17 protein-coding genes are annotated in these 24390 nt (G+C 53.9%); 8 read left to right on the top strand and 9 right to left on the bottom strand.

The genetic code is table 11. The annotated features are described in order from the left end of the window. Window positions 1-139: 139 nt before the first annotated feature. Complete coding sequence (gene aroA, locus IBT54_RS03310; protein WP_201251572.1) at window positions 140-1426, bottom strand: 3-phosphoshikimate 1-carboxyvinyltransferase; 1287 nt, start codon at window positions 1424-1426, stop codon at window positions 140-142. An 82-nt stretch (window positions 1427-1508) separates the two neighbouring features. Continuing rightward, window positions 1509-2594 carry a 3-phosphoserine/phosphohydroxythreonine transaminase gene (gene serC / locus IBT54_RS03305; RefSeq protein ID WP_201251571.1) on the bottom strand — a complete coding sequence of 362 codons (1086 nt, stop codon included), beginning with the start codon at window positions 2592-2594 and terminating at the stop codon, window positions 1509-1511. Window positions 2595-2920: 326 nt separating this feature from the next. On the opposite strand from serC, the gene ycaO reads away from it, so the two are divergent. The 4 genes from ycaO (at window position 2921) to pflA (ending at window position 9175) form a co-directional block, all read left to right on the top strand. Continuing rightward, window positions 2921-4684, top strand: coding sequence for a 30S ribosomal protein S12 methylthiotransferase accessory factor YcaO (gene ycaO, locus IBT54_RS03300; protein WP_201251570.1), 1764 nt, complete (start codon window positions 2921-2923; stop codon window positions 4682-4684). A 373-nt stretch (window positions 4685-5057) separates the two neighbouring features. Then, entirely contained in the window at window positions 5058-5918 is an 861-nt protein-coding gene (focA, locus tag IBT54_RS03295; RefSeq protein WP_033782513.1) for a formate transporter FocA, read from the top strand. A 71-nt stretch (window positions 5919-5989) separates the two neighbouring features. Continuing rightward, entirely contained in the window at window positions 5990-8272 is a 2283-nt protein-coding gene (pflB, locus tag IBT54_RS03290) for a formate C-acetyltransferase (protein WP_013357310.1), read from the top strand. A 162-nt stretch (window positions 8273-8434) separates the two neighbouring features. Next, the gene (gene pflA, locus IBT54_RS03285; protein WP_033732109.1) at window positions 8435-9175 is read left to right on the top strand and encodes a pyruvate formate lyase 1-activating protein; all 741 of its coding nucleotides are present in this window, start codon (window positions 8435-8437) and stop codon (window positions 9173-9175) included. 52 nt (window positions 9176-9227) lie between these two features. Here the strand turns inward: pflA and IBT54_RS03280 are convergent, their stop codons facing one another. From IBT54_RS03280 to IBT54_RS03250, 7 genes are all read right to left on the bottom strand, one after another. Continuing rightward, entirely contained in the window at window positions 9228-10379 is a 1152-nt protein-coding gene (locus IBT54_RS03280; protein WP_041457190.1) for an MFS transporter, read from the bottom strand. A 318-nt stretch (window positions 10380-10697) separates the two neighbouring features. Next, on the bottom strand, window positions 10698-11990 hold the full coding sequence (gene serS, locus IBT54_RS03275) for a serine--tRNA ligase (RefSeq protein ID WP_013357307.1): 1293 nt from the start codon (window positions 11988-11990) through the stop codon (window positions 10698-10700). Between the two features lie 92 nt (window positions 11991-12082). Then, window positions 12083-13426 (bottom strand): replication-associated recombination protein A, encoded by a 1344-nt coding sequence (locus IBT54_RS03270; protein WP_201251569.1) that lies wholly within the window; start codon window positions 13424-13426, stop codon window positions 12083-12085. 7 nt (window positions 13427-13433) lie between these two features. Continuing rightward, on the bottom strand, window positions 13434-14045 hold the full coding sequence (lolA, locus tag IBT54_RS03265) for an outer membrane lipoprotein chaperone LolA (RefSeq protein WP_003849334.1): 612 nt from the start codon (window positions 14043-14045) through the stop codon (window positions 13434-13436). Between the two features lie 177 nt (window positions 14046-14222). After that, window positions 14223-17861, bottom strand: a complete 3639-nt coding sequence (locus tag IBT54_RS03260; RefSeq protein ID WP_201251568.1) for a DNA translocase FtsK 4TM domain-containing protein — start codon at window positions 17859-17861, stop codon at window positions 14223-14225. A 118-nt stretch (window positions 17862-17979) separates the two neighbouring features. Beyond that, window positions 17980-18474 carry a leucine-responsive transcriptional regulator Lrp gene (lrp, locus tag IBT54_RS03255; protein ID WP_006118610.1) on the bottom strand — a complete coding sequence of 165 codons (495 nt, stop codon included), beginning with the start codon at window positions 18472-18474 and terminating at the stop codon, window positions 17980-17982. A 175-nt stretch (window positions 18475-18649) separates the two neighbouring features. Beyond that, complete coding sequence (locus IBT54_RS03250) at window positions 18650-18850, bottom strand: hypothetical protein (RefSeq protein ID WP_135909529.1); 201 nt, start codon at window positions 18848-18850, stop codon at window positions 18650-18652. A 144-nt stretch (window positions 18851-18994) separates the two neighbouring features. Between IBT54_RS03250 and trxB the strand changes: the two genes are divergently transcribed. From trxB to aat, 4 genes are all read left to right on the top strand, one after another. After that, complete coding sequence (gene trxB, locus IBT54_RS03245) at window positions 18995-19963, top strand: thioredoxin-disulfide reductase (RefSeq protein ID WP_013357303.1); 969 nt, start codon at window positions 18995-18997, stop codon at window positions 19961-19963. A 143-nt stretch (window positions 19964-20106) separates the two neighbouring features. Further along, window positions 20107-21876, top strand: a complete 1770-nt coding sequence (gene cydD / locus IBT54_RS03240; RefSeq protein WP_201251567.1) for a cysteine/glutathione ABC transporter permease/ATP-binding protein CydD — start codon at window positions 20107-20109, stop codon at window positions 21874-21876. Beyond that, window positions 21876-23606 (top strand): cysteine/glutathione ABC transporter ATP-binding protein/permease CydC, encoded by a 1731-nt coding sequence (gene cydC, locus IBT54_RS03235; RefSeq protein ID WP_201251566.1) that lies wholly within the window; start codon window positions 21876-21878, stop codon window positions 23604-23606. The genes cydD and cydC overlap by 1 nt, the downstream gene beginning before the upstream one ends. A 33-nt stretch (window positions 23607-23639) precedes the next feature. Further along, complete coding sequence (aat, locus tag IBT54_RS03230) at window positions 23640-24332, top strand: leucyl/phenylalanyl-tRNA--protein transferase (RefSeq protein WP_110331618.1); 693 nt, start codon at window positions 23640-23642, stop codon at window positions 24330-24332. The last annotated feature ends 58 nt before the right edge of the window (window positions 24333-24390 follow it).

The raw sequence follows: 24390 nt of genomic DNA, 5'->3' as shown, positions 1-24390 counted from the left end.
TACGCTGCATAGCAAGGCTTGGTTACCCTTTCGCACTGACGGGGTTCGAAATGTTAGTCAATTCAGAGGATATCGGTGCGGTTGCAGCCAGATTAAATCAGGGAGAGATCCGGTGCGGAACCGCACCGGAAAGGCAATATCAGGCGTGCTGGCTGATTTTAGCCAGTTGAACAAAATAGTCCGGGAAGGTTTTCGCTGTACAGCCAGGATCAAGAATGGTTACCGGCGTATCAGAAAGTGCAACCAGAGAAAAACACATCGCCATGCGGTGGTCATTGTAGGTGCCAATATCAGCATGAATCAGCGATGCTGGCGGTGTAATACGGATGAAATCATGACCTTCTTCGACTTCCGCCCCAACTTTACGTAATTCCGTGGCCATTGCGCTCAGTCGATCGGTCTCTTTTACCCGCCAGTTATAAATATTACGTAACTGGGTAGTGCCCTCTGCAAACAGCGCGGTGGTCGCAATGGTCATTGCAGCATCAGGGATATGATTCATATCCATATCGATAGCCTGCAGTTTTCCGGCCGTGCAGGCAATATAATCGTCGCCCCACTCAATCACAGCGCCCATCCTTTCCAGCACGTCAGCGAAACGGATGTCGCCCTGCACACTCTGGCGCCCGATACCGGTGACGCGAACCGTCCCGCCTTTTATGGCAGCAGCAGCCAGGAAATAGGAGGCGGAAGAGGCATCGCCCTCAACCAGGTAATCGCCCGGTGACTGATACTGTTGCTGGCCCTTGATCAGGAAGCGCTGATAGTTCTGATTCTCAACGTCGACGCCAAAGCACTGCATCAGATTCAGAGTGATATCGATATAAGGTTTGGAAACCAAATCACCTTTGATGGTAATGCAGGTGTCCTGCTGTGCCAGCGGCGTGGTCATCAGCAGTGCAGTCAGGAACTGACTGGATACGCTGCCATCCACGCTGACGTCACCCCCAATGAAACCTCCGCGTAAACGCAGCGGCGGATAGTTTTCATTTTCCAGGTAATCAATGATTGCGCCACCCTGACGAAGCGCGTCAACCAGATGGCCGATGGGACGCTCTTTCATGCGGGGTTCGCCAGTCAGTTCGATATCGTGCTCACCCAGACAAAGTGCCGCGGCCAGAGGACGCATTGCGGTTCCGGCATTGCCCAGAAACAGCGACAGCGGTTGAGATGCGTGCAGCGGCCCGGCATTTCCCGTCACTTCACACACGGTGCGATCGCCGGAAAGCGTATAGTTTACGCCCAGCGCAGTCAGCGCATTCAGCATGTGCTTTACATCATCGCTGTCGAGCAGGTTAGTCAGACGGGTGGTGCCTTTAGCCAGCGCAGCCAGCAGCAATGCGCGATTGGAAACGCTTTTTGAACCGGGCAGATTTACGGTGCCATCAACGCGCGCGATCGGTTGGAGAGTCAGGGAGTCCTGCATGTGAAACAAAATCCTCAAAAAATACAGAGACCTCGCCATATGGCGAGGTCTGGCATCAGCATCAATGCTGATATCTTAGTAATCAGCCGTGACGGCGTTCAAAGTCGACCATGAAATCGGTCAGCGCCTTCACACCTTCCAGCGGCATCGCATTATAAATAGAGGCGCGCATACCGCCTACTACACGATGGCCTTTGAGCGCATGCAATCCTGCCTTAAATGACTCTTCCAGGAACAGCGCATCGAGCGACGCATCCGCCAGCTGGAAAGGAATATTCATGCGTGAGCGGTTTTCTTTAGCCACATCGTTACGGTAGAAGCCACTGTGATCGATAACGCCATAAAGCAGGTCAGATTTTGCCTGATTGATACGATCAATTTCGGCTACGCCACCCTTCTCTTTCAGCCATTTAAACACTAAGCCTGAGAGATACCACGCAAATGTTGGCGGAGTATTAAACATCGAATCATTATCGGCCAGCACTTTGTAATCAAGAATTGAAGGTACAGAGGCGTGCGCCTGACCCAGCAGATCTTCGCGAAGGACAACCAGCGTTAATCCGGCCGGGCCGACATTTTTTTGCGCGCCTGCATAAATCACGCCATAGCGGCTCACATCGATCGGACGTGACAGAATGGTAGATGAGAAGTCAGCGACAACCGTTTTACTGCCGAAATCGGGCTGTTCATCAATGGCGATGCCATCAATAGTTTCATTCGGGCAGAAATGCAGGTAAGCAGACGATTCACTCACCTGCCATTCGCTCATCGGCAGAATGGCACGTTTACCATCGCGGGTGGTTTTCACATCCAGCGTGCGAGGGGAGCAATACTTTTCCGCTTCCTTAATTGCACTGTGTGCCCAGTAGCCGCCATCGACATAGTCGGCGCTGGTCGCTTGCCCGAGCAGATTACCCGGTACAGCAGCGAACTGAGCACGCGCGCCGCCATGACAGAATAAAACTTTGTAATTAGCCGGTATTTTTAGCAGATCACGGAAGTCCTGCTCCGCTTCCTCAGCCACCTGAATAAACTCTTTACTGCGGTGACTGATCTCCATTACAGAGGTACCCAGACCGCGCCAGTTCGTCAGCTCCTGTTCTGCACGACGAAGGACTTCAACCGGTAGCATCGCCGGGCCAGAGCTAAAATTGTAAACTTGCGTCATTTCCCCTCACCACTGTCATATCGAACGGTTATGAATAACCATCCGGTTTTATCACTGCATTCTGATAGCTGCAATCATAAATCAGGGTGCGGTCACATTTTCTGAATCCGGCTCGCCGGAGGTTATGTTACCAATGCAAATCTGAACGGAATTTTGTGAGGCTCTATCCAGCCCCACCAATCCGCCTTTGGCCTGAGTGCCGCGGCAATGAAAACTATGCCGGTAAACTAAGCCGGTAAAAATGTCCCGCCCTGATAGCGGTCAGTTAGCAAAATCCGTATCATGGCGCGCTTTACGCACCCTATGACAACAGAGAGAGCGGCACTATGACGCAAACATTTATCCCGGGCAAAGATGCCGCACTGGAAGACTCCATCGCGCGTTTCCAGATCAAGCTGCAGGATCTTGGCTTTAATATTGAAGAAGCCTCCTGGCTTAATCCTGTTCCCCATGTCTGGTCTGTGCACATCCGCGACCGCGATTGCCCGCTCTGCTTTACCAATGGTAAAGGCGCCAGTAAAAAAGCGGCACTGGCCTCTGCGCTGGGCGAGTATTTTGAGCGTCTCTCTACTAACTATTTTTTTGCTGACTTCTGGCTGGGGAAAAAGATCGCTAACGGTGATTTTGTTCACTATCCCAATGAAAAATGGTTTGCGTTACCAGAGAATGATTCCTTACCTGAAGGCATTCTTGATGCGCGCCTGCATGCGTTTTACGATGCCGACAATGCTCTGACGGCTTCCGGCCTGATTGATTTGCAGTCCGGCAATGCTGAGCGTGGTATCTGCGCTCTGCCCTTTACCCGCCAGTCTGATCAGCAAACTGTCTATATCCCGATGAACATCATCGGCAACCTCTATGTCTCAAATGGCATGTCGGCGGGCAACACCGCGAATGAAGCGCGTGTTCAGGGGTTGTCAGAAGTGTTTGAGCGCTACATTAAAAATCGCATTATTGCTGAAGCAATCAGCCTGCCAGCGATTCCTGATGCGGTGATGCAGCGTTATCCTGACGTCATTGAGGCGATTGCGCGCCTTGAAGCGGAAGGCTTCCCGATTTTCGCCTATGACGCTTCGCTGGGCGGCAAATATCCGGTTATCTGTGTGGTGCTGTTTAACCCGACCAATGGCACCTGTTTTGCTTCCTTTGGTGCGCACCCTGATTTCGGTGTGGCGCTGGAGCGTACCGTTACTGAGTTGCTGCAGGGTCGCAGCCTCAAAGATCTGGATGTGTTTACACCACCAACCTTTGATGACGAAGAAGTGGCTGAACATGCCAACCTTGAAACACACTTCATCGATTCAAGCGGTCTGATCTCCTGGGATCTGTTTAAAGAGACGGCAGATTATCCCTTTGTCGACTGGTCTTTCGCAGGCAGCACCGAGCAGGAATTTGCTACGCTGATGGCGATCTTCGCTTCAGAAGATCAGGAGGTCTATATCGCTGACTACGAGCACCTGGGCGTCTATGCCTGCCGCATCATCGTACCTGGCATGTCTGATATCTACCCGGCGGAAGATCTGTTCCTGGCAAATAACAGCATGGGTGCTGGCATGCGTGAAACCCTGCTTGCCCTGCCTGACAGCAACTGGAATCCGGAAGAGTATCTGGATCTGATTGGACAGCTGGATGATGAAGGTTTTGACGACTTCACCCGCGTTCGCGAGCTGCTGGGCCTGGCAACCGGTAAAGACAACGGCTGGTACACGCTGCGTATTGGCGAATTAAAAGCGATGCTGGCGCTGGCGGGCGGCGATCTGGATCAGGCATTGATCTGGACCGAGTGGACAATGGAGTTTAACAGCTCAATCTTTACGCCAGAGCGGGCTAATTACTATCGCTGCCTGCAGACCCTGCTATTACTGGCAATGGAAGATGAGCGCGATCCGCTGCAGTATCATCACGCCTTCCTGCGTATGTATGGTGAGAACGCAATGGAAGCGGCTTCCGCTGCTATTAGTGGTGAGAATCCGTTTAACGGGCTTCAGGCTGTGGATGAAGAGTTGCAGGCATTCCCGGCCCATCAATCCCTGCTTGCTGCCTACGAAAAACTGCAGGCCGCTAAACGTCATTACTGGAAAAAAGCGTAAGGCATAACGCCTGTAGCTGGAAACAGATAGCTCAACATGGCACTGGATTTATCTGGTGCCATAATTTCCCTCTATCTCAATGAAACATTAGCTGTAATAAAAATACCTTCCGCCACATTGCATCATTTCACTTAACATATAAGATATTAATTCGTAACATAGACTGAATTAAAAGTGCGAGCAACCGCATCACGTTAAAATATATTTGTATTTTTAAAATTAATTTAAACTTACACTTTCAATAATTTACGCGATTATTTTTTCATTTCCATGCGAGATGATGGCGACCATTTCGGCAAACATGATCCACATCAATTGCTGACCTATACTCCTTTGTTAGTATTTTTTCAGACAACTTCAGGAGTAAGTTAGTGTGAAAACTGACAACCCTTTTAATCTTTTATTACCAGCCGCAATGGCGAAAGTGGCCGAAGAGGCCGGTATCTATAAAGCAACCAAACATCCCTTTACGACCTTCTTTCTGGCAATAAACGCTGGCGTATTCATCTCAATCGCATTCGTTTTTTATATTACAGCGACTACCGGCAGCGGCGCGATGCCCTATGGCATAGCCAAACTAATTGGCGGTATCTGTTTCTCACTCGGTTTGATGCTGGTCGTGGTGTGTGGCGCCGACCTTTTTACCTCGACGGTATTAATCGTCGTGGCTAAAGCCAGTGGTCGCATCAGCTGGGGTCAGCTGGCCCGCAACTGGTTTAACGTCTACGCCGGTAACCTGGCAGGTGCACTCTTCTTTGTCGCCCTGATGTGGTTTGCCGGACAGCATATGGTTGCAAATGGTGCCTGGGGCTTAAATGTCCTGGAAACCGCCGATCACAAAATGCATCACACCTTCATAGAAGCAGTCTGTCTGGGTACATTAGCTAATCTGCTCGTCTGCCTCGCCGTCTGGATGAGCTATTCCGGTCGCAGCCTGACCGATAAGCTGGTCGTGATGATTCTGCCTGTTGGGATGTTTGTCGCCAGCGGTTTCGAACACAGCATCGCCAACATGTTTCTCATTCCCTATGCCATTACTATCCGCGACTTCGCAACACCTGAGTTCTGGCAGGCTGCTGGCACTACGGCTGCACAGTTTCACGCGCTGACCGTCAGTAACTTTATTCTCCACAATCTGATTCCCGTAACGATCGGTAACATCATCGGCGGTGGCGTTCTGGTTGGGCTGACTTACTGGGTTATCTATCTCCGCAAAGGTGACCAGGTACATTAAACGCATTTTTGACGGCACAGGACGTTGACTGTGCCCGACCGTAAAGTCTCTTCATATAAGGCAGGTATATTATGACCGAACTTAATGCAAAACTGGCTTCAGCATGGGAAGGATTTGCTGAAGGCGAATGGCAGAACAGCGTCAATGTGCGCGACTTCATTCAGAAAAACTACACCCCCTATGAAGGTGATGAGTCATTCCTGGCGGGCGCCACTGAAGCGACCACCAAACTGTGGGAAAGCGTGCTGGAAGGCATCAAAATTGAGAACCGCACCCACGCGCCAGTCGACTTCGACACCGATCTCGCCTCCACGATTACCTCGCACGACGCGGGCTACATTAATAAGTCTCTGGAAAAAATTGTTGGGCTGCAGACTGAAGCGCCATTAAAACGCGCCATCATTCCTTATGGCGGCATCAAAATGGTCGAAGGTTCATGCAAAGTGTATGGCCGTGAACTCGACCCTTCTCTGAAAAAAATCTTCACTGAATACCGCAAAACACACAACCAGGGTGTATTCGATGTTTATACCCCGGACATTCTGCGCTGCCGCAAATCAGGTATTCTGACCGGTCTTCCTGATGCTTATGGCCGTGGCCGTATTATCGGTGACTATCGTCGTGTGGCGTTATACGGCATCGATTTCCTGATGGCGGATAAATTCGCTCAGTTCGCATCACTGCAGGAAGATTTAGAGAACGGTGTGAATCTCGAAGCAACCATTCGTCTGCGTGAAGAGATCTCCGATCAGCATCATGCGCTGGCTCAGATTAAAGAGATGGCCGCAAAGTATGGTCATGACATTTCCGGCCCGGCTACCAACGCAATGGAAGCTGTGCAGTGGACTTACTATGGTTATCTGGCTGCCGTTAAATCACAAAACGGTGCTGCCATGTCGTTTGGCCGCGTCTCAACCTTCCTGGATGTTTACATTGAGCGTGACCTTAAAGCCGGTAAGCTGACGGAAGAACAGGCTCAGGAACTGATTGACCATCTGGTCATGAAACTGCGCATGGTTCGCTTCCTGCGTACCCCGGAATATGATGAGCTGTTCTCTGGTGACCCAATCTGGGCAACCGAATCACTGGCAGGTATGGGCGTTGATGGTCGCACACTGGTATCAAAAAGCACCTTCCGCTTCCTGAATACCCTCTACACCATGGGTCCTTCACCTGAGCCAAACATGACCATTCTGTGGTCAGAAAAACTGCCCATTAATTTCAAAAAATACGCCGCTAAAGTCTCTATTGATACTTCATCTTTGCAGTATGAGAACGATGACCTGATGCGTCCTGATTTCAACAATGATGACTACGCCATCGCCTGCTGCGTGAGTCCGATGATTGTCGGCAAACAAATGCAGTTCTTTGGCGCACGTGCCAACCTGGCGAAAACGCTGCTTTACGCAATCAACGGCGGCGTGGATGAAAAACTGAAAATGCAGGTCGGACCGAAAGGCGACAAAATCAGCGACGACGTGCTGGATTTCGACACCGTCATGGAGCGTATGGATCACTTCATGGACTGGCTGGCAAAACAGTATGTGACTTCGCTGAACATCATCCACTACATGCATGATAAGTACAGCTATGAAGCGGCACTGATGGCTCTGCATGACCGGGATGTCTATCGCACCATGGCCTGTGGTATCGCCGGTCTCTCTGTTGCTGCGGATTCACTTTCTGCAATTAAATACGCCAAAGTGAAACCGATTCGTGACGAAGATGGTCTGGCGATCGACTTCGATATTGAAGGTGAATATCCTCAGTTCGGTAACAACGACGCTCGCGTTGATGATCTGGCCTGCGATCTGGTTGAACGCTTCATGAAGAAAATTCAGCAGCTGACTACCTATCGTAATGCCGTACCGACGCAGTCTGTTCTGACCATCACCTCGAACGTGGTGTATGGTAAGAAAACCGGTAACACGCCGGATGGACGTCGCGCTGGCGCACCGTTTGGACCTGGTGCTAATCCGATGCATGGTCGTGACCAGAAAGGTGCGGTGGCTTCACTGACTTCTGTCGCTAAACTGCCGTTTGCCTACGCGAAAGATGGTATCTCCTATACCTTCTCAATCGTGCCAAACGCGCTGGGCAAAGATGATAATGTGCGCAAAACCAACCTTGCCGGTCTGATGGATGGTTACTTCCACCACGAAGCCAGCATCGAAGGCGGCCAGCACCTTAACGTCAACGTTATGAACCGTGAAATGCTGCTGGACGCGATGGAGCATCCAGAGAAATATCCGCAGTTGACGATTCGCGTTTCTGGTTACGCTGTACGCTTTAACTCACTGACTAAAGAGCAGCAGCAGGATGTGATTACCCGTACCTTCACACAGTCACTGTAATCACGGCTAAACCCGATAAAAAGGCTCCTCGCGGAGCCTTTTCCTTAAAAGTCTGTTCTGATGGACATCTTCATCAAGGTTCCCACCAGAATCGATTTCCTGCCCTGAGCGCAACAGAGATTGCGCCGTCTGTCCCGGCAGACTCACTGGAGAAACATCGCAATGTCAGTTAACGGTCGTATCCACTCATTTGAATCCTGCGGGACCGTCGACGGTCCAGGCATCCGCTTCATCACCTTCTTCCAGGGCTGCCTGATGCGCTGTCTCTATTGTCACAACCGTGACACCTGGGATACTCACGGCGGCAAAGAGATCAGCGTCGAGGCGCTGATGGCGGATGTGCTCTCCTATCGCCACTTTATGAATGCCTCTGGCGGCGGTGTTACTGCGTCTGGCGGTGAAGCGATTCTTCAGGCTGAATTTGTGCGTGACTGGTTCCGCGCCTGCAAGGCCGAAGGCATCCATACCTGTCTCGACACCAATGGCTTCGTACGCCGCTACGATCCGGTAATCGACGAACTGCTCGACGTGACTGACTTAGTGATGCTCGATCTCAAACAGATGAATGACGATGTGCATCAGATTCTGGTGGGGGTATCAAATCACCGTACCCTGGATTTTGCCCGCTACCTGCAGAAAAAAGGCAAGCGGACCTGGATCCGTTTTGTCGTCGTACCCGGTTACTCCGACGATGATGACACCGCGCATCGGCTGGGTGAATTCACACGTGACATGGAGAACGTTGAGAAGATTGAATTGCTGCCCTATCACGAACTGGGTAAGCATAAATGGATTGCGATGGGTGAAGAGTACAAGCTGGATGGGGTGAAACCACCGGCGAAAGAGACGATGGAACGCGTTAAGAATATTCTCGCCAGCTACGGCCACGAAGTGATGTACTAGAGAATCGGTCACAAAAAAGGGAGCTTAACGCTCCCTTTTTACTGTTCAGCGATCAGGCATGTGCCACTGGCGTCGCCTGCTGGTCCGCTTTACGCAGCAGCATCAGCAGATAGATCAGCGCTACTGCAGCGATCATCACAAACAGCAGCCGGTCAGAATAATTCTGCATCAGAACGGAGGTCATTGCCGGTCCAGCCAGACTGCCAACGGTATAACTCATCAGCAGCGCCTGATTCATCGCAACCAGTTCATGATGTGCAACCGTCTCACAAGCCCAGGACATGGCCACCGGATAGAGTGTGAAGCCTGCCAGACCCAGAACAAACAGTGCTGGTGCCATTGCGGCATTGGTTAGCATCGCCATCGCACCCAGGATAACGACAAAGACCTGCACCCGCAGCACCAGCAAGCGGCCGAAACGATCGGCCAGCCGACCAACTGGCCACTGCCCGACAATACCGGCGCTGACCAGTAACGCCATCCAGTAGCCGACATTGGCATCACTCATTCCCTGATGCGACAGGTAAAGCGGCATCAGGCCATAAAGCGAACCTAAAACGATACCGGAGATAATGCAGCCATTGATGCCGAGACGTGAACTGCGACGACGAAGCATCGGCCAGATGCGAGCCGGTGCCGCTTCAGCCGCTTCACCGGTGGCTGATACTCGTGTAAAGACCAGAGGCAGTACCGCACAGAACACCAGTGAAGTGACCCAGGGTACTACGCTCAGTAATTCTGTAGAGAGGGTGCTGACCAGTAACTGACCGGTTACAGTGCCAAGATAATAAACGATCATATAGGCAGCCAGTAGCTGTCCACGATTTCGGACGGTTCCGCTACAGAGAAGTGCGCTTTCAACCACGACCCACATCAGCGCACAGCCTACCCCCGCGACAAAACGAAGCGAACTCCACGCCCAGAAACCTTCCATCGTTACCAGGCAAATCGTTGCCACGGCAAAGAGCCCGGTTGCCAGATAATAACTGCGATTAAACCCGTAATGTCTGATTAACCAGCCAGCCAGTAATGTACCTGCCAGATTGCCGGTGTAATAAGAGGAACTTACGATGCCCACCTGCCAGGTTGTCAGTAAGTCATGCGTCAGCCACAGTGGAACAAGCGTATTCAGCACGGCAATGGCGACAGTCATTAACATCAGGCCGCAAAGCAGCAATATCACGGGGCGTGACCAGGTTGACATAGGGGATAGAAACCAGAGCAAAATGAAGTAAATTGCGCGCAGTTTGCCACTGGCTTTTTTAAAGTCAATGGGCTGAATTTGATAGCAGCACATTTTGCTGCGGGACAATTTAATTTACTAATCTTCAGTGGGTTACAATTGTGTTATGCGGCATATTGCTGAGCGCTATCTCTATGAAAAATTAGATTTTTAAGCGTTCCGACGCACCTGATATCGATAACGTTTATTTGTGATTAAATTCGGTCTTAGTAAATCCTTTTTTCAAAAACTACGCATAAAAAAACCCGGCCATGGCCGGGTTTAAGAATGGTGAATCGCTTAGCCGATGACATCGACGCCATTCATGTAGGGACGTAAAACTTCAGGCACGGTGATGCGGCCATCTTCCTGCTGATAGTTTTCCAGCACCGCGACCAGAGTGCGGCCTACGGCCAGTCCTGAACCATTCAGGGTATGAACCAGACGCGGTTTCTTTTCCTGTTTGTTGCGGTAACGCGCCTGCATACGACGCGCCTGGAAATCACCCATGTTGGAACAGGATGAAATTTCACGATAGGTATTCTGCGCTGGCAGCCAGACTTCCAGATCGTAGGTTTTGGTCGATCCAAAGCCCATATCGCCAGTACAGAGTAAAACCTTACGATACGGCAGATTCAGCAGCTGCAGCACTTTTTCCGCATGACCAGTCAGCTCTTCCAGCGCATCCATTGACTGTTCCGGAGTGACAATCTGCACCATTTCAACTTTGTCGAACTGGTGCATACGGATCAGGCCGCGCGTGTCACGACCGTAAGAACCCGCTTCAGAACGAAAGCATGGCGTATGCGCGGTCAGTTTAACCGGCAGGCTATCCTCTTCCACGATCTCATCGCGCATCAGGTTGGTCAGCGGCACTTCCGCAGTAGGAATCAACGCATAGTTACTGCTATCCGATTGCTCTTCCAGCGGGCGAGTGTGGAACAGGTCCTCGCCGAACTTAGGCAGCTGACCGGTGCCATAAAGCGTTTCGTGATTAACCAGGTAAGGCACGTAGGTTTCAAGGTAGCCATGCTGCTCAGTGTGCAGGTCAATCATAAACTGACTCAGTGCACGGTGCAGGCGGGCAATCTGCCCCTGCATGACCACAAAGCGTGAACCGGTCAGTTTCACGGCAGCCGCAAAATCCAGGCCTTTCGCCGCTTCACCCAGCTCAACGTGATCTTTAACCTGGAAGCTGAACTCGCGCGGGGTACCCCAGCGGCTCACTTCCTGGTTTTCGCTGTCATCTTTGCCCAGCGGCACTTCATCTGCCGGAATGTTCGGCAGCGCCAGCGCAAAGTCACGGATTTGATTCTGCAGTTCATCCAGTTCTGCTTTTGCGGCATCCAGGCGTTCGCCCAGCGCGTTCACTTCCTGACGCAGCGGCTCGATGTCTTCCCCACGTGCTTTGGCCTGACCGATGGATTTGGATCGGGAGTTACGCTCTGCCTGCAGATTTTCAGTTTCCACCTGCAGTACTTTGCGACGCTCTTCAAGCGAACGCAGCGTTTCCACATCCAGTTTGTATCCCCGGCGTGCCAGTTTTTCTGCGACTGCGTCTGGCTCGTTACGCAGCAGATTGGGATCGAGCATGCTTATCCTGTGTATAAAAAGTTGGTTGAAAGAAGGGACGCATTCCCGCGGAATGCGTTGAAAACATTGCCCACATTACCGTAACGTCTGTTTCAGCGGTAGCGTTTTGTCGGGCTATTTTGATCCTGCTCAGCGAGCCAGCTTAGCTTTTCACCAATCTTACCCTCAAGCCCACGCTGGGTTGGGGTGTAATAGCGTGCGCTGGCCAGTTCCTGTGGAAAATAGACTTCACCGGCGGCATAGGCGTTGGTTTCGTTATGGGCATAACGATACTCTTTGCCCAGGCCCATCTCTTTCATCAGCTTAGTCGGCGCATTACGCAGATGCTCAGGTACATCGTAATCGGGATGGTCGCGCGCATCACGCATGGCGGCTTTAAACGCGTTGTAGACTGCATTACTTTTAGGCGCGCACGCGAGATAAACAATGGCCTGAGCGATGGCACGCTCCCCTTCTGCCGGCCCGACGCGCGTAAAGCAATCCCACGCCGCAATCGCCACCTGCATGCCGCGTGGGTCGGCATTGCCGACATCTTCTGAGGCGATAGCCAGCAACCGGCGTGCGACATAGAGCGGGTCGCCACCCGCGGTAATAATGCGTGCATACCAGTAAAGCGCCGCATCGGGTGCCGAGCCGCGCACGGATTTGTGCAGAGCTGAAATCAAATCGTAAAAGCGGTCGCCTTTGTTGTCAAAACGCGCGGATCGTTCACCCGAGACTTCGTTGAGCAACTGCGGCGTCAGTTCACGCTGACCCGAGGCGGTGATTTCAGCCATATCCGCCATCATTTCCAGCGTGTTCAGCGCCCGGCGTGCATCGCCATTAACCAGTTCAGCGATCATCCTGCGTGTATTATCCGGCAGCACGATGTCACTGTCGCCATACCCACGCGCTTTATCCTGCATCGCCTGATCCAGCACCTTCTCAATATCCTCGGTCGTCAGTGATTTCAGCAGGTAAACGCGGGCGCGTGACAGCAATGCGGAGTTGAGTTCAAAAGAGGGGTTTTCGGTGGTCGCACCAATAAAGGTAATCGTGCCATCTTCGATATGCGGCAGAAAAGCATCCTGCTGGCTCTTGTTGAACCGATGGACCTCATCCACAAACAGGATGGTGCGTCGCCCGGCATGTTTATTCTGGCGGGCACGCTCAATCGCCTCACGAATCTCTTTCACACCCGAAGTGACTGCTGAGATACGCTCCACATCGGCGTTACCATAATGCGCAATAATTTCAGCGAGTGTCGTCTTGCCGGTCCCGGGTGGTCCCCACAGGATCATCGAGTGCAGGTGCCCTGCTTCAATCGCGCGCGGCAGCGGTTTGCCCGCACCCAGCAGATGTTGCTGACCAATGTACTGTTTCAATGTTTCTGGCCGCATACGCGCGGCCAGAGGTTTGAAATTTTCGGTGGAAAAATCCAGGGACAGGTTACTCACCGTGACCTCACTGACGTTGGTCGTCCACCGTCACGCCTTTAGGCGGTGTGAACGTGAATTTATCCGGGCTGATAGCACCATTCTGCTGACTTTTCAGCTGGTAATCACTGCGCTGGCCATCCTGTTCGATAGCGCTGAAGCGGTTAATGGTGCCGCTGGAGGTCACCTGAATGGTGAACTGTTTCAGGTTGCCATCGCTGTTTTTCGGTGTCAGCTCGAAATTGTCACCCTGCTGTTTAATGTTGTACTGCTTCCAGTCATTCGACTGGTTGCGGGCAATCAGCATAAACGGCGTATTGCTGGTCGCATTCTGCAGCAGGCTAACGGTCGCCTGCTCAACAAATGGATTGTAGAACCACAGCGATTTGCCGTCAGAGATGATGATGCTTTCATCCGGCGCGGTCATGTGCCAGTTAAACAGGCTGGGACGTTTAACCCACAATTCGCCTTCACCATCCTGCACATTGGCACCGCTGCTGTCGGTCACTTTTTGCGTGAAGCTGGCGTGGAAGCTGCTGACCTTGTTCAGGCGCTGTTGCAGATCACTGGAAGCATCAGCCAGAACGCTGGCTGAAGAAAAGGTGGCCAACAGGCCCAGAGCGATTACGCGTAATTTCATCTGCTTCAATTCCTTATTTAAACGTTCCCATCGATAACTGCATTAAGCCTGGTCGCCGTTCCGTCATCAGAACAGAGGAAAAAGCCGAAAGCTGATCCAGATATGGGGGTTAACCGCGTAAAAACAATGAGCCAGTCGGAACTGGCTCATCAAGTAGTGTTTCAAAACATTTAACCGCTACATATCGTGAGGCGGTGGCGACAGCACTTCACGGTTACCATTGTGTCCTGGTGCAGAGACGATGCCCTGCGCTTCCATCTGCTCAATGATACGTGCCGCGCGGTTATAGCCGATGCGGAACTGACGCTGAACGCCTGAAATCGAGGCTCGGCGCTTATCGACCACAAAGCCGACTGCCTGATCGAACAGCGGATCAAGTTCTTCATCGCTATCGATGCCACCGGCACTTTCGCTCTCTTCGCCTGCCGTAATACTGTCGATATATTGCGGACGACCACGTGCTTTCCAGTCCTGAACCACCGCATGTACTTCCTGGTCACGCACAAAGGCACCGTGAACACGAACCGGCAGTGAGGAGTTTGGCGGCATGTAAAGCATGTCACCCATACCCAGCAGGGATTCCGCGCCGCCCTGATCGAGAATGGTACGGGAGTCTATCTTGCTCGAAACGGTAAAGGCGATACGTGTCGGGATGTTCGCTTTGATCAGGCCAGTAATCACATCTACGGATGGACGCTGTGTTGCCAGCACCAGATGGATACCCGCAGCACGGGCTTTCTGTGCCAGGCGCGCAATCAGCTCTTCAACCTTTTTACCCACTGCCATGATCAGGTCAGCAAACTCATCGACCATTACCACGATATACGGCAGTTTCTCCAGAACCGGCGGGGTCATATCCATGCTGTCGCCCGGTTTCCAGAACGGATCAGGAATCGGACGGCCCATCGCTTCGGCCTGCTCCACTTTCTCGTTGTAACCCGCCAGGTTACGCACGCCCAGCGCCGACATCAGCTTATAGCGACGCTCCATTTCGCCGACGCTCCAGCGCAGCGCATTCGCGGCGTCCTTCATGTCGGTGACCACTTCGGTCAGCAGGTGCGGAATGCCTTCATAGACCGACAGCTCCAGCATTTTCGGGTCGATCATAATGAAGCGAACTTCTTCTGGTGTCGCCTTGTAGAGCATGCTGATGATCATAGCGTTCACGCCCACGGACTTACCGGAACCGGTAGTACCGGCAACAAGTAAGTGCGGCATTTTCGCCAGATCGGCCACGACCGGCTGACCGGCAATGTCTTTACCCAGCACGACGGCCAGTGGCGACGGGTTGTCGCGGAATTTAGGGCAATCCAGGACTTCACGCAGATAAACGGTCTGACGATGTTTGTTTGGCAGTTCCAGGCCCACATAAGGTTTGCCAGGGATCACTTCCACCACGCGAACCGCGACAGTCGAGAGTGATCGTGCCAGGTCGCGCGACAGGTTAGAGATACGTGCTGCTTTTACACCCGGCGCCAGGTCAAGCTCGAAACGGGTGATAACCGGGCCAGGTGAGATGCCAACCACTTCGGCTTTAACGCGGTAATCGCCTAAGCGTGACTCCACCAGACGGGCAGTCTGCTCCAGCGAGAACATATCAACCGGCTCTTCCTCTTCAGGAGGCGCCGTCAGCAGATCCAGCGAAGGCAGTGGCGTGGACGGTTTCTCCAGCGGCTGCTCGTGGCGCATCAGGAACGGATGGATCAGGCTGTCATGCAGTGAAGGTTTCGCTTCTTCAACTGGCTGAACCGGCTCAACGGCTGGCGTCCCATAAGACGGCGCAGAATAAGCCGGGGCGTGAGGCGCCGTTGGTGCAGCATACACAGGCGCAGACGGCGCGGCATAACCCGCTTCAGGATCTGCTGGCGTACCGTAAGCTGGCGCAGAATAAGCCGGGGCCTGAGGTGCCGCTGGTGCATGATAGGCAGGTTCTGCGGGAGCCGCAGGCGTCACTGGGGCACTATAGGCAGGTTCTGCCGGTGCAAAACGGGCAGGTGCAGGTACCTGAGCCGGTGCCTGAGGACTTGAGACCTCACTCACCTGCTGCCACGGTTCGTGTGAAACCGCAGGCGCTTCCGGCTCCGGCGTCGCAGCAATGGTAAACAGCGGTTCAGACGGGCCGTCATCCACCAGATCTTTCATCGGTGAAAAATCGAACGCGGAGGCAGTATCAATATTCAATACCGGCTCTTTTCTCACTTCAGGTTCATAGCGCTGCTGTTGCTGCTCGGCGAACTGACGCGCCAGTGCATCCTGCTGCTGCGCATCCTGCTCCTCTTCTTCGTCCTGCTGCCAGCTGGTGCCGTAACGCTGCTGTTGTTCAGACTGGAAGGCCTGACGCAGTTCAGCCTGCTGCAATGCCTCTTCAGCATCAGGTGCAGTGGAAACCGACGTAGCCGATGCCGTTTCGCTCTCTTCCGCTTTGGCTTTCTCTTCAGCCATGCGCTGAGAAGGTAACTTAATGCCATAAGAAGCCAGCTCACGACGCGTAGGCAGTTTTACCGGATTAGGACGCGGTAGCGCCGGTCCGATACCCTGCTTAACCTGAGGATTCAGATTGGTTTCAGGGGCTAAGTCGAAAACAGGCGCAGTACGTGTGGCCGCCGTTCCGGCAGCGGCGGCTGTTGCGGCCGCAGGGATCGCTGATGTGTCACGCCAGTTACCCATTTTAGGTTCGTCATCGTCGTAAGCATTGAACGATGGCGCAGCCGGAGCTTCGTCTGGCATTTCAAAGTGGTAAAGCGGTGGTGAAGCTGCGGCTGCAGAAGCACTCTGCGCCGGAGCCGTCGTTGCACCATAAGATGCAGGGATGTTCTGTGCAGATGCTGGAGCAGGTTGTGCCGTCGACGATGCAGGTATTGCTGCTGACGCGGCAGGTGCCGATGCAGTAAAGGCCGCTGCAGCAGGTGCCGCGGTAACCGGCGCTGCGGGAGCAATGGTCACCTCTGCAGCTTCCGCAGTGGCGGCTACCGCCGCACTGGTTGCGGCTGCCGCTTTCGCCAGTAGCGGATCCGGCTGTGTCGGCACAGGCTGAGCGGCAGCGCGTGGCGCGGCAAGCAGCACATCATCTTCCTGATCGACAGCACGCGGCGCAGACAGCAGCACGTCATCATCCTGATCGGCGGCATGCAATGCAGGGACATCCGCATAATCTTGCGCGTCGCGTTCGTCATCCTCTTCCTGCCAGGGTTCATCGTGACGTGAGCGGTTGCTGGCAAACGTCAGGACGCCCATGACGACACCACCAATTCTTTCTGCAATGGTGAGCCAGGACCAGCCGGTATACAGGGTTATCCCCGCCGCCCAGACGCAGAGCAGCATCAGCGTGCCGCCAGCCGGACTGAACCAGGGGGCAATAGCATTACTGACCAGGCTACCAATCACGCCGCCTGAAGCGAAGTACCAGATATCATCAGCGTTCAGCGCTGCCATACCACAGGTCGTTACCACCAGCGCAAGAACGCCAATTAAGCGTAACCCGACGGCAAAGTAGTCAAAATAGTCCTGGCTGTCGCGCTGACGGAAAGCAATCCAGCACAAACCCAGAATGACGGGCGGAATGGCGTACGCCATCACACCAAAGATGAAGAGTAAGGTGTCAGCCAGCCAGGCACCGACGCTGCCGCCGATATTATGGATAGGTTCATGCCAGGCCGTTTGCGACCAGCTCGGATCGGAAGGGTTAAAACTGACCAGTGAAACCATCAGGTAAATGGCAAACAGCGCCACCAGAATGAGCAACGCTTCCAGCAGACGACGTCCACTGCTCAGCGATTGTAACGAAACGTCTTTATCTTCTGTATATTCCTGGCTCAAGAGGACTCTCCAGGTGCCTGTAAAGTAAGAAGCAACAGCGTCGGGCAAGCCCGACGCTGATCCTGTATGAATGCACAGGAGTGTACCGAAATCTCACAGGTTTTGCACCTGCCCCGCATCAGCGAGTTTTGATCACCAGTCGATTGCTCTGTTTGACCTCTTCCATCACCACATAAGTTCGCGTGTCGTTTACGCCCGGCAGGCGCAACAGGGTTTCGCCCAGCAGCTTACGGTAGGCAGACATATCAGGTACGCGCGTTTTCAGCAGGTAGTCGAAATCGCCGGAAACGAGGTGACACTCTTGAGTTTCCTCAAGTTTTTGCACAGCGGCGTTAAATTGCTCAAACACATCCGGCGCACCACGATTCAGAGTAATCTCAACGAATACCAGCAGAGAGGCATCCAGATAGTGCGGGTTTAACTGCGCAGTGTAACCAAGAATAAATCCCTGGCGTTCGAGACGGCGTACACGCTCAAGACATGGCGTAGGCGATAAGCCTACGCGTTTGGAAAGCTCTACGTTTGAAATGCGACCATCTTTCTGAAGTTCATTCAGAATGTTCCTGTCAATTCTATCGAGGTCTTTCCCGGGGCGTTTCTTATTGTCTACCATTATTATTGTCTCTCTTAATTCCTTCCCTTTACCTGCCACGCCCTGAAAACGCTCAATGTTCGGGGCATTTCTGAAGTGAGCTAACAGAGCCTGTGATCTGACACCTATCGATATGACGCATGTTGTCTGTCCACATCATGCGTCATTATCCATATCAGGCTGCTTTTATTCGGCGTTACACGCAAAACAGGCGACGAAAACCTGTTTTGTTCCGATAAATGTTATTCGCTTCTGATAATGTTTTCGCAAAAGCGCAGGCGATTGTCAAAGTAAAATCACCAAATTCAGGACAAGATGCCAGACAGACCGCTGGGTATCTGTTTTTAAATGAGTATTTTTCCACTTTTGCACCCTTTAAAGCCGATTTTTGCCCCATTCTGGCGCATTGACCAGGCAAAACCGCCGCTCATCGTCTACGCCACTTGCAGCTATCGTTAACAAAATTGGCTAAGTCTTGTTATTGTCGCCGGATATTCCCTACAATCGCAGGCTATGTCAGCCGAATGAAACTGAGGAACGCATGAGTACGGCCAAACACAGTAAGTTACTCATTCTGGGCTCCGGCCCAGCGGGTTATACCGCAGCCGTTTATGCTGCACGCGCCAACCTGAACCCGGTGCTGATCACCGGTCTGGAAAAAGGCGGACAGCTGACCACTACCACTGAAGTGGAGAACTGGCCGGGCGACCCGCACGATCTGACAGGTCCATCGCTGATGGAGCGCATGCACGAGCATGCCGAAAAATTTAATACTGAGATCATTTTCGATCACATCCACACCGTTGATCTGCAGAACCGTCCGTTCACCCTCACTGGCGACAGCGGCGTATACACGGCAGATGCCCTGATCATCGCCACCGGTGCGTCAGCTCGTTACCTGGGTCTGCCGTCTGAAGAGGCGTTCAAGGGCAAAGGTGTCTCTGCCTGTGCAACCTGTGACGGTTTCTTCTATCGCAACCAGAAAGTCGCAGTGATTGGCGGGGGTAACACGGCCGTTGAAGAGGCGCTCTATCTGGCGAACATCGCGGCTGAAGTGCATCTGATTCACCGTCGTGACAGCTTCCGCGCAGAGAAGATCCTGATCGACCGGCTGATGGAAAAAGTGCGCAATGGCAATATCGTGCTGCACACCCATCGTACGCTGGAAGAAGTCACAGGCGATCAGATGGGTGTGACCGGTCTGACACTGCGTTCTACCCAGAACAGTGATGAAACAGAAGCGCTGGAAGTCGCGGGTCTGTTTGTTGCTATCGGACACAGTCCGAATACGGCTATCTTCGAAGGTCAGCTGGCGCTTGAGAACGGTTACATCAAAGTTCAGTCGGGTCTGCACGGCAACGCCACTCAGACCAGCATCCCAGGCGTCTTTGCGGCAGGCGATGTGATGGACCATATCTATCGTCAGGCGATCACCTCGGCAGGCACCGGCTGCATGGCCGCGTTAGACGCTGAGCGTTTTCTTGACGGGTTGGTTAAAAACGATCGGTAAGTTGTTAACCCTCTGATCTCAAATGTTCCAGGCGACGGTTTTTCCGTCGCCTTTTTTATAGCTCTCATGCTAGATTCTGGCGCCTGAAGAGATGGAAATGTCTTTCCATTTTCCCCTGTCACCGACATTTAGCATGGTCTCGCATGGACAAATCGCGGCAGCAGCATCTTACCCGCTGGCTTCGTCAGCAACGTCGTTTCGCCGGTCGCTGGTTGCGGCTCAACACGCTGCTGGGCATGGTAAGTGCCCTGCTGATCATTGCCCAGTCGGGTTTACTGGCCTCGCTGCTGCAGGCGCTGATCATTGACCAGCAGCCGCGTGAAACCCTGACGGTCAGCATCCTGCTGTTACTGCTCTGCTTCGCACTGCGCGCCCTGATCAACTATGCCCGCGAACTGACCGGTTTTCGGGCGGGGCAGGCTATCCGTCAGGCTTTACGTCAGCAGGTCTTAGATCGATTATCTGATCTGGGCCCGGCGTGGATTCAGGGAAAACCAGCCGGGAGCTGGGCAACCCTGCTGCTGGAGCAGATCGAAGAGATGCAGGAGTACTACGCCCGCTACCTGCCGCAGATGACGCTGGCGGTGCTGATCCCCTGCTGCATTCTGCTGACTGTTTTTCCGCTGAACTGGACCGCAGGTCTGATCCTGTTTGCCACTGCGCCGTTGATTCCGCTGTTTATGGCGCTGGTCGGCATGGGTGCGGCCGAGGCCAATCGCCGCAACTTCCTGGTGCTGGCCCGCCTGAGCGGTAACTTTCTCGACCGTCTGCGCGGCAGAGAAACGCTGCGGCTGTTTCATCGTGGTGAAGCAGAGCAGCAGGCGGTTGCCGACGCCACCACTGATTTTCGCCAGCGCACCATGGACGTGCTGCGTTTAGCGTTTCTCTCCTCCGCCGTGCTGGAGTTTTTTGCCTCGTTAGCCATTGCTGTGGTAGCCGTCTATTTTGGCTTCTCCTATCTGGGCGAATTACATTTCGGTGATTATGGCCACGGCGTGACGCTGTTTGCCGGGTTCCTGGTACTGATCCTCGCCCCGGAGTTTTTCCAGCCACTGCGCGATCTCGGCGCGTTCTATCATGCCAAAGCCCAGGCGGTCGGCGGTGCCGATGCACTTGAAACATTTATGCAGGCGACACCTGACGCCGCGCCGCAGGAGGGTCAGTTACCTTTCACAGCCGACCGTTCCATCGCGCTTGTCGCCGATGATCTGCGGGTCTGCGCGCCTGATGGTCAGGTGCTGTGCGGCCCGCTCACTTTCACTATTGCCGCTGGCGAGCAAATTGCGCTGGTCGGTCAAAGCGGAGCCGGGAAAACGGCACTGATGAACGCCCTGCTTGGCTTCCTGCCTTATCAGGGCTCGCTGAAAGCGAATGGCGTCGAACTGCGTGATATACGGCGGAGCGACTGGCATCAGCAGCTTAGCTGGGTAGGCCAGAATCCTCAGTTACCGGCCACCACCTTGCGCGACAATATCCTGATGAATGCAGTCTGGGATAGCGAGCGCTTTGCGACGCTGCTGGAATCGTGTGGCATTAACGAGTTCCTGCCTCGTCTGCCCAGGGGTATTGAAACTCAGCCCGGCGATGGTGGTAATCAGCTGTCAGTGGGTCAGGCACAGCGGGTCGCGGTCGCACGCGCGCTCTATAAATCTTCACATTTATTGCTGCTTGATGAACCGGCAGCCAGCCTGGATGCACTCAGCGAACGTCATGTGATGCTGGCCCTGAACCAGGCAGCTGCCTGCCAGACCACCCTGATGATTACCCATCAGATTGATACGCTGAGTCGCTGGCAGACCCTCTGGGTAATGGAGGCGGGTAAACTGGTGCAACAGGGCAACTGGCAGCAGCTATCGCAACAGCCCGGTGCCTTCAGCGAAATGCTGAAGCATCGTCAACAGGAGATCCGCTGATGTCGGCCTTGCGTCCTTTTCTTCGTCTCTGGCTGCGCCACCCTTTCCGTCTTGCGCTGGGCATCGTGCTGGCGATTGCTACCCTGCTGGCCAGCATTGGCCTGCTGATCCTGTCAGGCTGGTTTCTCGCCGCATCGTCAGTAGCAGGCGTAGTGGGCCTCTATACCTTCAACTATATGCTGCCCGCGGCTGGCGTCCGTGGTGCTGCGATCATCCGTACCGCCGCACGCTATGCTGAACGTCTGGTCAGTCATGATGCGACGTTCAGGGTGCTTCAGCATCTGCGCGTCCACACCTTCAGCCGCCTGATGGCACTTTCGCCGGGACAGCTGTCACAGTTCCGCCAGGCGGACCTGCTCAACCGTTTTGTCGCCGATGTTGATACGCTGGATCATCTCTATCTGCGCGTCATTTCGCCGCTGCTCGGCGCATTTGTGGTGATAGTGGTCGTTACCCTTGGGATGAGTTTTATTGATGTTTCGCTGGCACTGACGCTCGGCGGTATCATGCTGAGTACGCTGGTTCTGATGCCGTCGCTGTTTTATCGTCTGGGCTCACCGGCAGGCGTTGCAATTGCCCATGGACGCGCCCGCTGGCGTCAGCAGCTGATGCAGTGGCTGGCGGCGCAGGCTGAACTGACGTTATATGGTGCCTCGCAGAGCTGGCGTCAGCAACTTGACCAGGATGAACAGCGCTGGCAGCAGGCACAAAGCCAGCAACAGCGTTTACAGGCCGCCGCCCAGAGCCTGCTGCTGCTGATCAGTGGCGTAACCGTAACCCTGCTGCTCTGGCTTGGTGCTGCGACAATCAGTGAACAGCAGTTACCCGGCTCGCTGATTGCGCTGGTGGTGTTCTGCGCCCTGGCCGCCTTTGAGGCGCTGGCACCGGTTGCAGGCGCTTTTCTGCCCATGTCGCAGGTGACAACTGCCGCGCAGCGGGTCAATGACATTATCGATCAGTCACCCGCTATCACCTTTCCGGCACAGTCAGACGCCCGATCAGGATCGCTCGACGTCAGTATCGATCGGCTCGACTTCAGCTACCCCGACCGTCCGGATAAGGTACTCAATGGCTGTACCCTGCAGATCGCCGCGGGTGAACATATTGCGCTACTGGGACCGACCGGCTGCGGAAAATCGACGCTGCTGGCGCTGCTGACCCGCGCCCGGGAGAGCCAGCACGGTGTCATCAGCCTGAATGATCTGCCGATTACCGCCTGGTCAGAGTCCGCGTTGCGCCAGCGTATCAGCGTGGTGACGCAGCGGGTTCATCTTTTCAGTCAGAGCCTGCGCGATAACCTGCTGCTGGCTCGTCCCGATGCCACTTATGAACAGCTATGCCGCGTACTGAACGACGTTGGCCTGCAGCGCCTGCTTGAGAACCAGGAAGGATTAAACGCCTGGATGGGCGAAGGGGGTCGCCCGCTTTCCGGCGGTGAACTGCGCCGGCTGGCGCTGGCGCGCGCGTTACTGCACGACGGCGATCTCTGGCTGCTGGATGAGCCCACCGAAGGGCTTGATGCGACCACCGAGCAACATATTCTCGCCCTGTTGCAACGGCTGACCGCCGGAAAAACCACGATCATGGTTACTCACCGGCTGAGTGGCCTGGAGCGCATGGATCGTATCTGCGTGATGGATAATGGCGCGATTGTTGAACAGGGCAGTCATACGGAATTAATCTCAAAAGCGGGGCGCTACTGGCGTTTCCGGCAGCGTATTGCGTTATAGTCTTAGCGAAATGCCGATGAGTAACATAACGCGATGAGACTGGTACAACTGTCACGGGAATCTCTGCTCTTTCCACCGCCTGAGATGGCGCTGCGTGAGCCAAATGGCCTGCTGGCCATGGGCGGCGATCTCTCCCCTGCCCGGTTACTTAATGCTTACCAGCACGGTATTTTTCCGTGGTTTTCGCCCGGCGATCCCATTCTCTGGTGGTCGCCCGATCCCCGGGCCGTTCTGTTACCAGAGCAGTTTCATCTCAGCCGTAGCATGAAGCGTTTTCACAATCGCTCACCCTATCGGGTGACAATGAACGAGTCCTTTGCCGAGGTGCTTGAGGGCTGCGCCAGCGGTCGCGAGGAAGGCACCTGGATTACCTTTGAGATGAAGCGTGCCTGGTTGCGACTGTATGAACTTGGCCACGCGCACTCCATCGAGGTGTGGGATGAACATCAACTGGTGGGTGGCATGTATGGGCTGGCAATGGGGCAAATCTTCTGCGGTGAGTCGATGTTCAGTCGTCAGCAGAATGCATCCAAAACCGCACTATGGGTCTTTTGTCAGCATTTCATCCGGCATCAGGGCCGACTGGTAGATTGTCAGGTACTTAATCCCCATACTGCCTCGCTGGGCGCGCAGGAGATCCCGCGCGCTGATTATCTGCAATATGTACAACGCCTTGCTGACCAGCCGGTCAGCGATGGCTGCTGGCAGACACAAACGCTTTTTTAGCCGTGCAGAGATGTTTTGCACACATAAAGGCGCATAAGTGGTATAATAGTCGAGTTTG

Source organism: Pantoea sp. S62 (assembly GCF_016658625.1).
Taxonomy (GTDB): Bacteria; Pseudomonadota; Gammaproteobacteria; order Enterobacterales; family Enterobacteriaceae; genus Pantoea; species Pantoea vagans.
This window is presented reverse-complemented; position numbering and strand designations above follow the sequence as displayed.

Coding starts and splice junctions, on each gene's coding strand:
- aroA (WP_201251572.1), bottom strand. CDS start 1,426: ATGCAGGACTCCCTGACTCTCCAACCGATCGCGCGCGTTGATGGCACC.
- lrp (WP_006118610.1), bottom strand. CDS start 18,474: ATGGTAGACAATAAGAAACGCCCCGGGAAAGACCTCGATAGAATTGAC.
- lolA (WP_003849334.1), bottom strand. CDS start 14,045: ATGAAATTACGCGTAATCGCTCTGGGCCTGTTGGCCACCTTTTCTTCA.
- pflA (WP_033732109.1), top strand. CDS start 8,435: ATGTCAGTTAACGGTCGTATCCACTCATTTGAATCCTGCGGGACCGTC.
- pflB (WP_013357310.1), top strand. CDS start 5,990: ATGACCGAACTTAATGCAAAACTGGCTTCAGCATGGGAAGGATTTGCT.
- serS (WP_013357307.1), bottom strand. CDS start 11,990: ATGCTCGATCCCAATCTGCTGCGTAACGAGCCAGACGCAGTCGCAGAA.
- IBT54_RS03280 (WP_041457190.1), bottom strand. CDS start 10,379: ATGTCAACCTGGTCACGCCCCGTGATATTGCTGCTTTGCGGCCTGATG.
- IBT54_RS03250 (WP_135909529.1), bottom strand. CDS start 18,850: ATGGGGCAAAAATCGGCTTTAAAGGGTGCAAAAGTGGAAAAATACTCA.
- ycaO (WP_201251570.1), top strand. CDS start 2,921: ATGACGCAAACATTTATCCCGGGCAAAGATGCCGCACTGGAAGACTCC.
- cydD (WP_201251567.1), top strand. CDS start 20,107: ATGGACAAATCGCGGCAGCAGCATCTTACCCGCTGGCTTCGTCAGCAA.
- serC (WP_201251571.1), bottom strand. CDS start 2,594: ATGACGCAAGTTTACAATTTTAGCTCTGGCCCGGCGATGCTACCGGTT.
- aat (WP_110331618.1), top strand. CDS start 23,640: ATGAGACTGGTACAACTGTCACGGGAATCTCTGCTCTTTCCACCGCCT.
- cydC (WP_201251566.1), top strand. CDS start 21,876: ATGTCGGCCTTGCGTCCTTTTCTTCGTCTCTGGCTGCGCCACCCTTTC.
- trxB (WP_013357303.1), top strand. CDS start 18,995: ATGAGTACGGCCAAACACAGTAAGTTACTCATTCTGGGCTCCGGCCCA.